The following is a 15,561-nucleotide window of genomic DNA, read 5'->3' as shown; positions in this document are numbered from 1 at the left end:
GGGACGGGGAAACGGGGGGTGACCAGGAAGGTCGCGGCGAGCGCGACGGTGGTCAGCACCACCACCGCCCAGGCCCAGGCAGTACGACTCATCACTTCAATGCGGCGGATCGGGACGCCGCATCATGGATGACGGGCGACGCGCTTGGGAAGCGCGCGCGGACCTACAGGCCGCTGGCCGTCACCTGGCAGGGGACCGTAAAGGTCACGGTCCCGCCGACCGGCAGGGTCGGCACGGCCACGCCCGCCCCCACCAGGCCCGGCAGCGAGGCCGCGCCCGGACAGGCCGCGCCGCCACTGGCGCTGCAGGTGATCGGGTTGCCCGAGACCGGGCAGTCCAGACCGGCGCCGGGGGTGTCGCTGACCACCGCGCCATCGGCGGCAAGCGGGCCGGCGTTGGAGACGACGACGGTGAAGTTCGCCACCTGCCCGCTGATCACCGGGCCCGCCGCCGCCGACTTGACCACCGACACGTCGATCGCCCGCCCGCTGTTGGTGACGGAACAGACGATCGCCTGCCCGGCGTGCGCATTCGTGAGGGTCAGCGTGTTCCCGCTCAGGGTGCCGCCGGTGCACGTCCACGCGCTGGCGGTGTAGGGACGTGCATTGCCCGCGCCCAGCGTTTCGGACAGGGTGATGACGTTCCCCGGCGCCACCTGCACGGCGGGGCCGGTATCGGTCTCGGCGGCGCTGTTGGCGACGGACGCGAGCGTGGCGGTGTTCGTGCCGCCGCTGCCCGACAGGGTGGCGGTGTCGTTGACCGCGGCATTGGTCCACGTCTTGGCCAGGGCCAGGGTCGCGGGCACGGCGTTGCTCAACGTGCAGGTGATGGTCTGGTTGGCACGGTAGTTGGCGGACGGAATGGTGACCTGGCGCGCGGCCGTGTCGACGGTGGCCGCCACCGTGGCACCGTTCTGGTCGGTACAGGCGGCTCCCAGCAAGACATAACCGGAAGGAACGCTGGATTCGGTCAGCGTGATCGCCGCCGCGTGGTCGGTGAGCGGATACGTGTTCGACGCCACGGGCGTGTTCTGCGCCGTCGTGACCAGATTGAACGCCTGCGACAGCGCATTGCCGGCCGTGAAACCGAACGTGCCTGTACCGCCGACGGACTGCTTGCGTACGACCATCTTCGCGCCATCGAAACTCCAGCGCAGTTCGAACTCGTCGCCCGCGCCGCGGTCGCCCGCCATGTCCACCGCGAAGGTCAGCCGGGTGATGCCGGTGCCATTGAAGCGGACCGACCCGCAGGCGGTGCCGTTGGACGTGGACAGGCACTCGGACGAGCCGGTCCCGCCGAACGTCCCGGTCGTCGCGCGCAGGAAGCGGTTCTGCGCCGGCGTCACGGTGAACTGGTTATTGCCCGACAGTCGCTCCAGCGCTACCGATCCGCCTGCCGCGGTGAATCCGGTCAGCGTCCAGCGCGCGCTGTTCGGCCGGTTGTTGTCGTAGTAGCCGCCAAGGCGGTCTACATGCAGCACCGGATTGTCCACCGCCTTGCTGAAGGTGAACACGTAGTTACGCGTGCCGGCATTGTCGTAGACCATCGTCAGCGAGGGACCGCCGTTGACGCCACCGCCGTAGGGGTCGTTCCACCAGTTGGTGCTGTTGAAGGTGCCGGCCGAATACGCCTCGTCCGCCTGCCCCGTCAATGTCACGGTGATGCCGTTGACGGTGGCGCTGGCCGAAGCGGTGCCATTGGTCGTCCAGCCCGTGGTGATCAGCGCCAGCGCGGGGCCGGCCAGCAACAGGCCGACGAGCACCAGGCCGGTCCGGAAGGCGCCAGCCTTTCGGCGCCGCAGCGGCGCGGTCATCGCGGCGTTGGGAGCGTGCGGGTGGCGTGCGGAAGGGGCGCCGCTCGGGCGCAGATCCCCATGAGCGCGGTACGGCATCGACGAACGGACCCCCTGACGCGTCTGTTGACGAGGCGCTGCCCGGGTCGGACCTCCCTGATGGCCCCGCCTGCCCCTGTGGTGAACCCTCCCCGTGGCGCCGGTCCTGGCGAGGCGGGGGGGATCCCAAGTGTGATCTGTATCTTAACTTACAGCCGGCACATTTGATAACCACGTCACAGTTGTGGGCCGCCAAGCGGCGGCCAACGGGCGCCCATAGTGCGAGGGGGAATCTACCCCGCGGTGACCGGCCTGAACGGGGAATCCAGCACGACCGGCTGCGAAGGGGACGCGTCCTCTGCCCCCATCGCCGCCCTGCATTCGGGCGACTGCTGCCGGACCTCGCGCTCCTGGCGCCGGTACTCGCGCAGGCCCGGGCCGCCCATCGAGAAATCCACGGGGATCGCCACGCGGGTGGCGACGGGCGCTCCGTCGATCTCCTCGGGCACGTAGCGCAACGAGGCCACCCAGGTCCGCAGCGCCTGCTCGAACAGCGGCAGCTGCCCCTCCTGAGCCTCGATCGTTTCGACCGTGGCGCGCCCGTCGGTGCCGATCTGCAGCACCACGCGGAACGAGCCCCCCTTGTTCCGCCTCGCGGCCTCGACCGGATAACGCGGTGCCGGATGGAAGTAGCGGCCGTCCGCATAGCCTGGCCCGTTCCAGCGGTAGTCCACCGCCAGCCGCATGTCGCCGTCTACCGACGGAACGGCGCACGCATCCACGAAGACGGTCGTGGCGCCCGCGCGCGGTTGTTCGCCGGCCCGGGCGGGCTCGAAACGCCATTGCCCCACGCGTTGCGCGATCGCATCGCGGATCACGGCAGGCAGCTTCTGATCCACGTCCACCTGCTGCGGCACGCCCTGCGCATCCAGCGCGACCCGCGCATGCGCACGGAAGTGGATCGGCTTGGGCGCCGGCTCGGCCGACGCCGCACTGAGGGCCACCATCAGCAGCCCGATTCCCCACATCTTGCGCATGGCTTCGCCTCTCCCCAGGGTCGGTCGAAGCGTAGCGCCATCCCGACTCAGCGCGCGGGCAGCGGATCTTCCTTGTAGATGGCCACATGCGGCACGCCATCGGCGCCGATCCAGCCGCGGTACATGCCCTCGGTATTGAACGGGAACGCCATGCTGCCATCGGCGCCCAGCGCGATCGCACCGCCATCGCCGCCGGCCTTGGGGATGTCGCGGTTGATCACGCTGTCCGCGGCGCGGGCGAGGCTGTGGCCGGCCAGGCGCACGCGCGCGCAGACCTCGTGCGCGGCGGCGGCACGGATGTAGTACTCGCCCCAACCGGTGCCGGAGAACGCGCAGCGGTCGTCGGCCCAGGTGCCCGCGCCGATGATCGGCGAGTCGCCCACGCGGCCGTAGCGCTTGTTGGTCATGCCGCCGGTCGACGTGCCCGCGGCCAGCTGACCCTTCGCATCCAGCGCCAGCGCGCCGACCGTGCCGAAGTAGGCCTTGCCCGGCAGGTCCTGCGGCGTGTGGCTCGCCTGCGCCTGCTTCTCTTCCTTCAACGCGTTCTGCAGCTGCTGCCAGCGCTTTTCGGTGCGGAAGTAGGACGGATCGACCAGGGCGATGCCCTGCTCCTTGGCGAACGCCTCGGCGCCGCCGCCGACCATCATCACGTGGCGCGACCGGTCCATCACCGCGCGCGCCAGGGTGATCGGGTTCTTGACGCGATGCACGCCGGCGACCGCGCCGGCCTTGCCGGTGGCGCCGTCCATGATCGAGGAGTCCAGCTCGTTCCTGCCATCGTGGGTGAACACCGCACCGCGGCCGGCGTTGAACTGCGGCGCATCCTCCAGCACGGTGATCGCAGCGGTCACGGCCTCCAGCGCGGGCTTGCCCGCCTTCAGCTGCGCGTGTCCCGCGCGCAGGGCCGCTTCCAGTGCGGTGCGCGCGGCGGCTTCGTCGGCCGGGGTCATGCCGGCGCGCTCCACGCCCGCACCGCCGTGGATCACCAGCACCGGCGCATCCATCGCCACCAGCACGCCGTCGCGCACCGCGTAGCGACGCTCGGCCGCCGGATTGTCGACGCGTCCGCTGGGCAGGTGCAGCACGGAATCGACGCCGGCGATGACGGTATCGACGCGGTCCAGGTTCATAGGCTCGTCTTCGACCTGCTTCTGCGCGAAGCCGCCCTTCACCACCGTGGCGCCGGCGCCCGGCGCGGTGGCGTACACGCGCGCGGTGCCGTCGCCTTCCACGGCGACCGCGGCATCCTCGTCCACGCCCAGGCCCAGGATCGGGCGGCCGGCCAGCGACTCGGCCTTGGCGACGAAGGCGATCAGCCGGCCCAGGCGGTTGCGCTCGCTGAAGTGCGTATCGGTGATCACGCCCTTCAGCAGCGCCAGCTGCAGGAAATCCGTCTCGATGGTGTTGTCCGGACCCAGCGGGTCGGCCAGCGCATGCGGGCTGATCACGCTGCCACCGTCCATCGCGCCGTAGAGGTATTCGCCCTGCATGGCCAGGCCGGCGCTGGTGCCGCCCAGCGGCTTGCCCGCGCGCACGTGCGCATCCAGCGCCGCGCCCACCGGCGTGCCGCGCCAGTAGCGCACGTAGCGCGACTGGTCGCCGCCGGCCAGGAAGATGCCGTCGGCGCGCTTCAGGCTGCGCAGCACGGCCGGATCGCTTGCGCTTTCGCGGTCGCTGAAGACGTAGGTTTCCACCGAGGCGATGCCACCGACCTCGTTGAAGAACTCCTCGCCGATCTCGCCCGCCTGCGAGGCGCGCAGCACCACGATGTGGCCGTTGCCCGCCTTCTTCATGAACCAGCGCATGGCCTCGAAATTGCGGTCGCCGCCCCCCATCAGCAGCAGGCCCGGCTCGACCTTGCCCGGCGTCCTGGCCGACACGTCGCCGAGCACGTAATGGGCGGGCTTGGCCGCGAACGCCGGCAGCGCCGCCGCCAGCAACAGCATACCCAGCGCACCGCGCCGCACCGCACCAAGGACAGACACCATGCCATGCACTCCACGTCGAAGGTCGCGGCAGGATGCCACGCACCGGTGACTTGTGGAGACGAAGCGGGGCCGCGCTTCCCCCATGCCGCGGCGCGCGCGCTTGGGCTAGAGTGCGGGCATGCCCACTGAATTCGATGCGTGGTTCGTCCGCGAAGTGCTGGTCCATGAACGGGCACTGGCGCTGTTCCTGCAACGTCACTGGCCGCACCGCGACGAATGGCACGACCTGCGCCAGGAGGTCTACGCGCGGGTCTATGAAGCCGCCGGACGCGTGCGCCCAGACGCGCCCAAGGCCTTCCTGTTCACCACCGCGCGTCACCTGATGACCGACCGCCTGCGCCGCAGCCGGGTGGTGTCGATCGAGCCGGTGGGTGATTTCGAGTCCTCGAACGTCTACCTGATCGACGAGGTGTCGCCCGAGCGCTGGACCGGGACCCGCCAGGCGCTCAAGCGCGTGGTGGAGGCCCTGGACCGACTCCCCGACCGTTGCCGCGAAGTGGTGTGGCTGCGACGCGTGGAGGAGCTGCCGCAGAAGGCGGTCGCCGCGCGCCTGGGCATCAGCGAGAAGACCGTGGAAAAACATCTGGCCAAGGGGATGCGCCTGATCGCCGACCGTCTGTACGGTGGCGACGACGCGCACGCGCCGGGCGGGCGCAGGAATGCCCGCCTTGTCATGGACGAGGACGACGGACATGACCGACAGCAAGCGGATTGAACAGCAGGCGGCCGACTGGCTGGTGCGCCGCGACGCGGGAGACTGGGCGCCGCACGACCAGCAGGCGCTGGAGGCATGGCTGTCGGCGTCGGCGCGCCACAAGGTCGCGTTCCTGAGGCTGGAGGCCGCCTGGGCCGAGGCCGGCCGCCTGCAGGCGCTGGCGGCCGGCCTGCCGGCGGGCGGACCGCCGCCGCGCACGGAGGCCGCCGGCCCCGGTGCCCCTGCGCCTGGCCTGCCCGACCTGCGCGGCATCACCTTCGCGCCGCGCCCTGCGCACGCGCGCCCGGGCCGCTGGCGGCACGGCGTGGCGGCCGCGTTCGCGATGCTGGCGCTGGGCTCGGCGGCATGGGGCGGCTGGCAGCTGACCGGACGCCAGCAGGCGCACTACGCCAGTGCCGTCGGCCAGGTGCAGACCCTGACCCTGCCGGACGGCTCTCTCGCCACCCTCAGCAGCGACAGCCAGCTGGACGTGCGGATCACCCGCCAGGAACGCCATGTCGCGCTGACGCGCGGCGAAGCCTTCTTCGACGTGGCCCACGACCGCCGTCGCCCCTTCGTGGTGGAAGCGCAGGGCCGCCGCGTCGCCGCCGTGGGCACCCGCTTCTCCGTGCGCCGCAACCCCGAGGACGTGCGCGTGGTGGTGACCGAGGGCAAGGTGCGCCTTGAAACCCGCATCGGCGACGACGGCCGCGCGCAGCCGGTATCCCTGCTGCCGGCCGGCAGCGTGGCCACCGCCGGGCGCAACGGCGTGCTGGTGCGCTCGGTCCCGGTGGCCGACGCCGAACGCTACCTGGAATGGCGCGAGGGGTTCCTGACCTTCGACGACACCTCGCTGGCCGAGGCCGCCGCCGAGTTCAACCGGTTCAACGCGCGCAAGCTGGAACTGGCCGACGCCACGGTGGCCGACCTGCGCGTGGGCGGGAATTTCCGCTGGTCCAATGCCGAGGGCTTCGCGCGCCTGCTGGAACAGGGGTTCCCGGTCCGCGTGGAGCGGCACCCGGAGCGCATCGTCCTGCACGCGCGCTAGCGGGCCGCCGCGCCACCGACGAACGTCGCGGGGGGATTTGTCCGGTTCGTTCGTCCTGATGTCCAGAAGGCGCCATTCCGAGCGCCCCCGGGGAGAGTCGTCCATGCGGTATCCAATGCGAGTCCTGCTGTTGAGCATGGCCTGTAGCGCGGCGCTGTCCGCGCAGGCCCAGGCGGCCCCCGGCCGCATCGACCTGCCCGCCGGCGAGCTGGCCACGGCGCTGAACACGCTGGCCAAGCAGTCCGGCACCCAGCTGGTGTACCGCGCCGACCAGATGAAGGGCCGCCGCACCACGGGCGTGCAGGGCGCCGCGAACACCGACCAGGCGCTGGAACGGCTGCTCAAGGGCAGCGGCTTCGAAGCCAAGCGCGACGCCTCCGGCGCGGTGCTGATCGTGCAGGCCGCCGCCACCCCGCGTCGTGCCCCGGCGCCGCGTCCCGCGCCTCAGGAGGCGCCTCCCGGGGGCGGTGCCGCGCAGGCCGAAGAACCCGTAACCCAGCTGGAGACCCTGCAGGTCACCGGCTCGCGCATCCCGCGTGCGCAGATCGAAGGTCCGGCGCCGATCACGGTGGTGACCGCGGAACAGATCCAGGCCGCCGGCCTGACCTCGGTGCCCGAGGTGCTGCGTTCGCTGAGCCAGAACAGCGGCAGCGTGCAGGGCCAGCAGAACACCACCAGCGCCCAGTCCACGCCCGGCGCACAGGCGGTCGACCTGCGTGGCCTGGGCCCCAACCACACGCTGGTGCTGATCAACGGCCGCCGCATCGCCGACTTCCCGCTGCCGCTCAACGGCCGCAGCAACTTCACCGACATCGGCAACATCCCGCTGGGGATGATCGACCGCATCGAAGTGCTGACCGGCAGCGCCTCGGCGGTCTACGGCTCCGACGCCATGGCCGGCGTGATCAACTTCATCCTGAAGAAGTCCACCGACGGCACCATCATCGACTACCGCTACGGCGACACCGAACGCGGTGGCGGCGAATCGCACAAGCTCACCCTGACCACCGGCTTCGAGCGCGATGCGTTCAGCGGCATCGTCGGCATCGAACTGCTCGACAAGCGCCCGCTGTGGGGCTACGAGCGCAGCAACCAGGACTCCACCCTCGACGCGCCCACCTCGCGCCGGAGCCTGCCGCGGCTCACCGCGCAACGCTACGACTGGGATGACGACGTCCTCATCGGTCCCGACGACGACTGCGCGGCGATGGGTGGCCTGAACGAAGGCACCACCGTGCTCGCGGAAAACCGCTGGGGCGAACCCTACTGCGGCAGCGAGCGCGCCATCGCGTACCGGACCATCCAGAACGAGCGCAAGGGCGTCACCGCGTACGGTTCGTTCGAGTACCGGTTCTCCGACAGCCTGTCGTGGTTTGCCGATGTGCAGGCCGGCCGCCAGGAAGTCAGGCTGCTCACCGGCACCAACGGCAACGACGTGGTCAGCGACGTCATGGGCTGGGAGTTCCACGATCCCAACTCCACGGACAACAACGACAAGGTCTTCTACAACGCCCTCACCGGCCATTACGAGGTCTGGTCCCGCCAGTTCACGCCCGAGGAAATCGGCGGCCTGCGCAACCGCATGAACGTCACCACGCAGAAGACGTTTGCGGTCACCACCGGACTGCAGGGCGCCTTCGGCGAGGCCTGGAACTGGGAAGCGGCCTACAACCATTCGCAGTACAAGGCGGAAGTGGGCATGCCGCGCATCCGCGCGCAGGCCGCCAACGAGCTGTTCCTCGGCGAACGCCAGGGCTACGACGCCGACGGCTACGCGATCTATAGCCCCGACCCGACGCGCCTGTTCACCCCGCTGACGCCGGCCGAGTTCGCCAGCATCGCGGCGATGTCCACCTTCCGTCCCAAGGCCGACAACGACAACCTCAGCTTCACCCTCGACACACCGGCGCTGTTCACCCTGCCGGCCGGCGACGTCGGCTTCGCCGCGGCCATCGAGTACGGCCAGCAGTCGTACGAGATCAATCCCGATCCGCTCGCCCTGACCGCCGACGCCTACTACGGCCCGCGCTACGGCGACGGCGAGGGCGATCGCGACCGCTGGAGCGTGGCCGCCGAGTTCCGCATGCCGCTGCTGTCCACCCTGGAAGCCAGCCTGGCCGGCCGCTACGACCGTTACGACTACGGCAACAAGAACCCGGGCAAGTTCACCTACAGCGCGGGCCTGGAATGGCGTCCGCTCGACACGCTGCTGGTGCGCGGCTCCTACGGCACCGGCTTCCGCGCGCCGGACATGCACTACCTGTTCGCCGGCGACGACTACTACCGCACGCTGTCGACCGACTACTACCAGTGCCGCACCGACGAGCCGACCTTCAGCGACGACGAGTGCTACGACGACGGCCCGTGGGACATCAACACGTTCGACGTCTACACGGGCAACATGGACCTGGACGTGGAGACCAGCAAGTCGTTCTCCGCGGGCTTCGTGTGGTCGCCGTTCGCCAACTTCGACCTGGCGGTGGACTACTACCGCATCCGCGTGTCCAACCAGGTACAGGCGCAGAGCCGCGAGCAGCTGCGCGTCGACGAGGCCAACTGCCGCCTCGGCACCACCGACAGCGGTGCCGCCGTGGACATCAATTCGCCGACCTGCGTGGACGCCCTCGCGCGGGTGATCCGCGATGCGGACGGCAACATCACCAGCGTCCGCTTCGCGCCGATCAACATCGCCAACGAGGAAACGTCGGGCATCGACGTCACCGCCAACTATCGCCTGCAGACGGCGAACGCGGGCGACTTCCGCTTCACCGGCACCTACACCTGGGCCGACAAGCACACGCGCCAGCAGTATCCGGGCGACCCGGAAGAGGACATGCTGGACGTCAGCTTCAGCGCCACCACGTTGCCGCGGCAAAAGGGCAACCTGGGCGTGAGCTGGGACCGCAACGCCTGGGGAGCCAGCCTGTTCGGCAACTACCTGGGCCGCGTGGCCAACTACGCCAACGACGCCTGGACCAAGGCGACATGGCGCTTCAATGCAGGTGCGCGTTACGACATCAACGACCACCTGCGCGTGTCGCTGACCGTCAACAACTTGCTGGACGACATGCCACCCAAGGACGCCACCTGGGCGAACTATCCGTACTACGACACGTCCTGGTTCGACTCCACCGGCCGCAGCTACTTCCTGCAGGTCACCTGGAAGCTGGGCGGCGAAGCGCTGTAACCCGCAAGCCCAGGGAAGGGAGCGAGGCCCGCCGCAAGGCGGGCCTTTTCTTTTCGGACGCCGACGGCCAACCGCTCAGGAGATTCGCGACCCGTCCTCCCGGCGAATGCCGGAACCCCGCGTCTCTGCACGCCTCCCATGCTGCACCGAACGCCCACGAGGCAACCGCGACTTCGTCATCCTGGCGCACGCGCTGGCCCAACTCCGACCAGGTCCAGGCCCCTCGACGCTCACACCGTCCCGCGGTTCTTCCCCTGCCACGGTTGGTACCACGCACGGATCGCAGCCATGTCGGTGTCCATGTCGCCGGTGGGGTAATACACATCGCCGATGCCGATGGTCTTCTCGGGATAGTGGAAGTACGCCATCAGGATGGGTACCTGCGCCTGCTGGGCGATCTTCAGGAAGCCGCCCTTCCACTTGTCCACGCGCTTGCGGGTGCCTTCAGGTGTCAGCGCGAACCACATCCTGTCGGACTGACGGATCATGCGGACCGCCTGTTCCACCGTGCCCTGCGGCGAACTGCGATCCACTGGCACCACGCCCAGCTTGCGCAGCAGCGGCGACAGCGGCCACCAGAACAGCTGCGCCTTGCCCAGCACGCGCACCTGGAAACCCATCGCGATCTTCGCCGCCATGCCCCAGATGCCGTCCCAGTTGGACGAGTGCGGCGCCACGATCATCACCAGCTTGGGGATGTCCGGCAGCGTGCCGACGATCTTCCAGCCGAACACGCGCAGGAAGGTGCGGCCCATCCAGCGGGTGAAGCGGTTGGGCGGCACCTGCGGCATGTTCGGCGGGATGCGCGGGACGATGTCGTGGCTCAAGCGGTTACTCCCATTGGTTCTTCTGCGACCGGCCGCGCTTGACCTCGCTGCGTCCGCGCTTGGCGTCCAGCCGGCGCGCCTTGGCCGCGCGCGCGGGCTTGGTGGCGATGCGTTTCTTCGGCACCACCAGCGCCGCGGCGATCAGCGCGGCCAGGCGCTCGCGCGCGTCCTGTCGGTTGCGGTCCTGCGTGCGGAAGCGTTGCGCGTCGATCACCAGCACGCCTTCATCGGTGAGGCGGCGGTCGCGCCGGGACAGCAGCCGCTCGCGCAGGGCGTCGGGCAGCGACGGCGAACCTGCCACGTCGAAGCGCAGCTCCACCGCGGTGGCGACCTTGTTGACGTTCTGCCCGCCCGCGCCGCTGGCGCGCACGAACCGTTCGACGAGTTCGTCGTCGGGTATCGACAGCGTCGGCGTGATCTCGAGTGCGGTGCTCCCCATGCGCGGATTGTAGTCAGGATGCGGGTCCGTTCGCAGCGCGCTGGCGCCCCGATCGTCGTCGATTAACAACAGATTTACTCCCGGGCAGGCACCCTACGACCCCACTTCCGAGTCGCCCACGCCGTCCACACCGCATGCCCCACCCTACGTCGACCACGGCCCGCGCCCTGTCCCGCCTCCTGCTCGCCCTCGCCCTGGCGGCGTCCGCACCGGCCTTCGCCGCCGAGCCCACCGACGCGGACATCGACCGCCTGCTCAAGGCGTCGCGCGCCGAAAGCCTGCTCGCGGGCGTCGTGCCGCAGATGGAGGCGGTGCAGCAGCAGGAGTTCGACAAGCACTTCGCCGGCAAGGAGATGACCGAAGAGCAGAAGGCCGAGGTGGCCCGCATCCAGGCCAAGACCCAGGAGATCGTGCGCAAGGCGCTGTCGTGGGAAGAGATGCGCCCGGTGTACCTGGACGTCTACAAGAAGACCTACACGCGCGAGGACGTGCGGGCGATCACCAAGTTCTACGAAAGCGCCGCCGGCCAGCGCATGCTCGACAAGAATCCGGCGCTGATGCAGAACATCATGACCGCCGTGCAGCAGAAGATGGTGCCGATGCTGGACGAGCTGCAGGCCGAGATCAAGAACATCCCGGTCACGCCGCCGCCACCGGTTTCGCCACCCCAGAAGCGACGCCGGACGCGCTGATCACCTAGGAAAAGGCGAATGTAGGAGGGGGCCATGCCCGCGATGCTTTTGCGCGATCCGATCGAAGAACATCGCGGGCATGGCCCGCTCCTACAGAGGCCCACGCCCGCTTCAAAGCACCAGTTGGTCGCGCGGAGGCAACCGCCAGTCGATAGGCGACAGTCCGCGCTGCGCCAGGTACTGGTTGGTGGCGCCGAAGTGCCCGCATCCCAGGAAACCACGATGCGCCGACAGCGGCGAGGGATGCGGCGCGCGCAGCACGCGGTGCCGGCGCGTGTCGATCACCTTGCCCTTGGCCTGCGCGTAGCTGCCCCATAGCAGGAACACCAGGCCTTCGCGCTCGCGCGCCAGCGTCTCGATGGCATGGTCGGTGAAGCCTTCCCAGCCCTTGCCCTGGTGGGCGCCGGCACGTCCTTCTTCCACCGTCAGCACGGCATTGAGCAGCAGCACGCCCTGGCGCGCCCACGGCAGCAGGCAGCCATGGTCCGGCGGCGCGATGCCCAGGTCGGCATTGAGTTCCTTGAAGATGTTCACCAGCGACGGCGGCACCGGCACGCCCGGCAGCACCGAGAAGCACAGCCCGTGCGCCTGCCCGGGACCGTGGTAGGGGTCCTGCCCCAGGATCACCACCTTCACCGCGTCGAACGGCGTGGCGTCGAAGGCCGCGAAGATCTGCGGCCCCGGCGGATAGATACGCGCGCCCGCGGCCTTGCGCTGCCGCAGGAAGGCGGACAGCTCGCGCATCTCGGGCCGTTGCAGCCAGTCGCCGATGCGCGCCTTCCAGGAAGGCTCCAGCCTGATGCGGTCTTCTTCGGTCATGCCGGACGCACGCGCCTCAGACCAGCGCGCGCGATTCGTCCATGCGCGCCAGGCGCAGCTGGAACAGGACCTTGGTCACCAGCAGGCGCTCGGCGATCGGCTTCAGCACCAGGTCGTTGGCGCCGGCCTGCAGCAGCTCGGCCTGGTTGTCGCGATTGCTGTCGCCGGTCATCACCAGGATCGGCAGGCGCCGCTTGCCGTAGGCGAAATCCACGCGGATGCGCTGCACGATGTCGCGACCGCTCAGCTCGCCCTTCAGGATCACGTCGGTCAGCACCAGGTCGAACTTGTGCGTGGACAGGCCCAGCGATTCGGCGGTGAGCAGGGCGAACGCATCCTCCGCCTTCAGCACGTGCACCACGTTGAGCGACTGACGCTCCAGCATGCGCCGCGTGGTCTCGGCCACCACGCGGCTGTCCTCGATGTAGAGGATCGTCGCACCCACCACCGGCTCGGGCTGCACGTAGCCTCGGATGAAGGTTGCCAGTGCCTCGTGGCCCAGCGCCTTGTCGAAATAATCGGTGACGAACTCGGTGAAGCGGCGCTCTTCCAGGTGCTGCTGGGCATCGCCGGACACCACGATCACCGGCACGTAGGCCTGGCCCGCCGCCTCGCGCACGCTCCGCGCGATCTCCAGCCCGTCGCCGTCGGGCAGCGCCAGGGCGGTGGTGACCAGGTGCACTTCGCCCTGTTCCAGCGCGACGCGCGCCTCGGCGATGCTGGAGCAGCCGATCACCTGCACCCCCGGCACTTCGCGCTGCAGCACGTCGGCGATCAGCTTGCGCACCAGCTTCGACCCATCCACCACCATTACGCGGGGCGCGTCGCTGATCAGATGCCGGAGCTCTTGGGCCATGAAGATGCGGAAGTCAGGTGGCAGTCGGGCGAGTCTGACGCAAGAAGTGGCCGGTCACCAGCCATGCGCCCAGCCAGCCCACGATCGTGGCCGCCAGGACCACGAGCGCAGCACCCAGCGGATCCAGCCCTGACAGCGCGAACGGGCTGCCATAGCTGCGCGCCAGCGCGGCCAGCGGATCACGCAGCGCCAGCGCGGCCAGCGTCAGCAGTCCCAGGGCCAGCGCACCGGCCGCCAGGCCATACCAGGCCCCAAGGTAGACGAAAGGCCGGCGGATGAAGCCGTCGCTGGCGCCCAGCAACTGCAGCACGCCGATCTCCTCGCGCCGCGACTGGATGTCCAGGCGCACGGTGTTGCCCACCACCAGCAACGCACCCAGCCCGAACAGGGCGGCCAGCACCCAGGTCAAGCGCTCACCGAACCCCATCCAACCGGTCAGACGTTCGCGCCAGGCCGCATCGTGCTGGAGCAGGTCCGTTTCCGGCAACGCTTCCAGCGCGGCGACCAACCGCGCCTCGTCGCCCTCGGGCACCACCACCAGCAGGGCCGGCAGCGGATTGCCGTCCAGCAGGTCCAGCGAATCGGCCAGTCCGCTGCGCTGGCGGAACTCCGCCAGGCCCTGGTCGGGGGTGCGCAACTCCACGCTGGCCACGTCGTCCCGCGCGCGCAGCGTTTCCGCCAGCGCCTGCGCGCGCGCCACCGGCGTTTCGGGCGTCAGGAACAGGTCGATCTCGCGCGACTGCTGCACATCCCCGGCGAAGTGGCCCACGTTCTGCAACGCCAGCCACAGGCCCAGCGGCAGCGCGAACGCCACCGCCATCACGCCGATGGTCAGCAGCGTGGCCCACGGGCGGCGCACGGCCCGTCCCAGGCTGGATACGACACTGTAGAGATGCTGGTCCAGCCAGATGCCTGCACCGGAGCGCGCCTGCGCACGGCTGTTCTTCGCGTCGCTCATTCGGCCAGATCCGCCGGGGAAATGTCGTCGACCAGCTTGCCGTGGTCGAGGATCAGCACGCGCTTCTTCATCCGCTTCAGCAATGACAGGTCGTGGCTGACGACCAGCACGCTGGTGCCCCGCTCGGGCATGGAGGCGAACAGCGACATGATCTCCGCCGCCAGTGTGGGGTCGAGGTTGCCGGTGGGCTCGTCCGCCACCAATAGGCGCGGCTCGGCGACGATGGCGCGTGCAATGCCCACGCGCTGCTGCTCGCCGGCGGAGAGCTGCGTGGGCAGCGCATTCTCCCGGTGGCCAAGCCCCAGCCGCGCCAGCACCTCGCGCACCCGCTTGCCGATGTCGCCCCGGCGGTCGCCGCGCAGGATCAGCGGCAGCGAGACGTTTTCCATTACCGTGCGGTCGGTGAGCAGGCGATGGTCCTGGTAGACCGCGCCCACCTCGCGACGATGCAGCGGGATACGGCCGCCGCGCACCTTCAGCAGGTTCCTGCCGCCGAACACCACCGCACCGCGGCTGGGCCGCTCGCTCAGGTGGATCAGTTTCAGCAACGTGCTCTTGCCCGCGCCGGAATGCCCGGTGACGAACAGCATCTCGCCTTCGGCCACCTCGAAGCTGACGTCCTCCAGCGCCGCGTGGCCGCCGGGGTATTGCTTGCTGACGTTTTCGAATCGCAGGACGCTCATGTGCGCCGATTATGCCGGACCGACGAAGACGCTGGCGATGCCGACGCGCAAAGAAAAAGCCGGGACATGCCCGGCTTTTCCACGACACGCACGATGGCCAGGCTCAGCCGCCGGATACCAGCGCGCGGATCTTGCGTCCCAGCCGGGTCAGGAAACCCGCATTGTCGTCGGCAGGCTTCGGTGCGGCGACCGGCTTGGGTGCGGCCGGTGCGACATTCGCCACGGCGCCCTCGGCCCCTTCCAGCGGACGGCCATGACGACGGCGACGGCGCTTGCGTGGCTTTCGCTCGCCTTCGGGCAGGGCGGCGGCCTCGGGACGCGGCACGGCAGCGGCGGGCGGCACCGGCGCGGCCGCCCCCCCCTCGGGGCGGGGCGCCCCGCGGGGGTGGGGGGGCGCGGGGGTCCCCCCGCGGGGGCGGGCGGGCATGCACCCCCCGCACGAAGCCCGCCCGCCACAAGAGCCGCCTCAACGCCCGCATCAAGGCGCTGCAGGCCGCCTGAT

Annotated in this window: 13 protein-coding genes and 2 pseudogenes; 4 read left to right on the top strand and 11 right to left on the bottom strand. The window is 69.8% G+C overall.

Going from position 1 to position 15,561, the window contains the following annotated elements:
• Positions 1–163: 163 nt before the first annotated feature.
• The 4 genes and pseudogenes from CSC76_RS17480 to CSC76_RS19165 all read right to left on the bottom strand — a co-directional run.
• The gene (locus CSC76_RS17480) at positions 164–1,813 is read right to left on the bottom strand and encodes a prealbumin-like fold domain-containing protein (RefSeq protein ID WP_162111244.1); all 1,650 of its coding nucleotides are present in this window, start codon (positions 1,811–1,813) and stop codon (positions 164–166) included.
• Between the two features lie 311 nt (positions 1,814–2,124).
• Entirely contained in the window at positions 2,125–2,868 is a 744-nt protein-coding gene (locus CSC76_RS17475) for an energy transducer TonB (protein ID WP_162111243.1), read from the bottom strand.
• 47 nt (positions 2,869–2,915) lie between these two features.
• Positions 2,916–3,872 (bottom strand): isoaspartyl peptidase/L-asparaginase family protein, encoded by a 957-nt coding sequence (locus CSC76_RS19170; protein ID WP_238395071.1) that lies wholly within the window; start codon positions 3,870–3,872, stop codon positions 2,916–2,918.
• Positions 3,873–4,094: 222 nt separating this feature from the next.
• Positions 4,095–4,661, bottom strand: a pseudogene (locus tag CSC76_RS19165) (cyanophycinase); the annotation flags it as partial.
• 313 nt (positions 4,662–4,974) lie between these two features.
• Here CSC76_RS19165 and CSC76_RS17465 point away from each other — a divergent pair.
• The 3 genes from CSC76_RS17465 to CSC76_RS17455 all read left to right on the top strand — a co-directional run bounded on the left by CSC76_RS17465 (position 4,975) and on the right by CSC76_RS17455 (position 9,785).
• Positions 4,975–5,571, top strand: a complete 597-nt coding sequence (locus tag CSC76_RS17465) for an RNA polymerase sigma factor (protein WP_162111241.1) — start codon at positions 4,975–4,977, stop codon at positions 5,569–5,571.
• Complete coding sequence (locus CSC76_RS17460; protein ID WP_162111240.1) at positions 5,549–6,598, top strand: FecR family protein; 1,050 nt, start codon at positions 5,549–5,551, stop codon at positions 6,596–6,598. Before CSC76_RS17465 ends, CSC76_RS17460 begins: the two co-directional genes overlap by 23 nt.
• A 103-nt stretch (positions 6,599–6,701) precedes the next feature.
• Positions 6,702–9,785, top strand: coding sequence for a TonB-dependent receptor (locus CSC76_RS17455; RefSeq protein WP_162111239.1), 3,084 nt, complete (start codon positions 6,702–6,704; stop codon positions 9,783–9,785).
• Positions 9,786–10,015: 230 nt separating this feature from the next.
• On the opposite strand, the gene CSC76_RS17450 is transcribed toward CSC76_RS17455, so the two are convergent.
• Entirely contained in the window at positions 10,016–10,576 is a 561-nt protein-coding gene (locus CSC76_RS17450) for a lysophospholipid acyltransferase family protein (RefSeq protein WP_162111245.1), read from the bottom strand.
• A gap of 40 nt (positions 10,577–10,616) precedes the next feature.
• Positions 10,617–11,051: an alternative ribosome rescue aminoacyl-tRNA hydrolase ArfB gene (gene arfB / locus CSC76_RS17445; protein ID WP_162111238.1), complete on the bottom strand. Its 435-nt coding sequence runs from the start codon at positions 11,049–11,051 to the stop codon at positions 10,617–10,619.
• Between the two features lie 134 nt (positions 11,052–11,185).
• On the opposite strand from arfB, the gene CSC76_RS17440 reads away from it, so the two are divergent.
• Positions 11,186–11,743: a DUF2059 domain-containing protein gene (locus CSC76_RS17440; protein ID WP_162111237.1), complete on the top strand. Its 558-nt coding sequence runs from the start codon at positions 11,186–11,188 to the stop codon at positions 11,741–11,743.
• Positions 11,744–11,854: 111 nt separating this feature from the next.
• On the opposite strand, the gene ung is transcribed toward CSC76_RS17440, so the two are convergent.
• From ung to rhlB, 5 genes and pseudogenes are all read right to left on the bottom strand, one after another.
• Positions 11,855–12,562: a uracil-DNA glycosylase gene (gene ung, locus CSC76_RS17435; RefSeq protein ID WP_162111236.1), complete on the bottom strand. Its 708-nt coding sequence runs from the start codon at positions 12,560–12,562 to the stop codon at positions 11,855–11,857.
• Positions 12,563–12,578: 16 nt separating this feature from the next.
• Complete coding sequence (locus tag CSC76_RS17430; RefSeq protein ID WP_162111235.1) at positions 12,579–13,418, bottom strand: response regulator; 840 nt, start codon at positions 13,416–13,418, stop codon at positions 12,579–12,581.
• Between the two features lie 13 nt (positions 13,419–13,431).
• Positions 13,432–14,376 carry a permease-like cell division protein FtsX gene (gene ftsX / locus CSC76_RS17425; protein WP_162111234.1) on the bottom strand — a complete coding sequence of 315 codons (945 nt, stop codon included), beginning with the start codon at positions 14,374–14,376 and terminating at the stop codon, positions 13,432–13,434.
• A complete protein-coding gene (ftsE, locus tag CSC76_RS17420) occupies positions 14,373–15,059 on the bottom strand; it encodes a cell division ATP-binding protein FtsE (RefSeq protein ID WP_162111233.1) in 687 nt (228 codons plus the stop codon). The genes ftsX and ftsE overlap by 4 nt, the downstream gene beginning before the upstream one ends.
• A gap of 103 nt (positions 15,060–15,162) precedes the next feature.
• Positions 15,163–15,504 (bottom strand): annotated as a pseudogene (gene rhlB, locus CSC76_RS17415) (ATP-dependent RNA helicase RhlB); the annotation flags it as partial.
• Positions 15,505–15,561: the final 57 nt, after the last annotated feature.

The sequence above is a fragment of the Pseudoxanthomonas mexicana genome, from assembly GCF_010093385.1.
GTDB lineage: Bacteria > Pseudomonadota > Gammaproteobacteria > Xanthomonadales > Xanthomonadaceae > Pseudoxanthomonas_A > Pseudoxanthomonas_A mexicana.
Note: the sequence above shows the minus strand (reverse complement) of the source record. Positions and strands in the feature narration are given on the sequence as shown.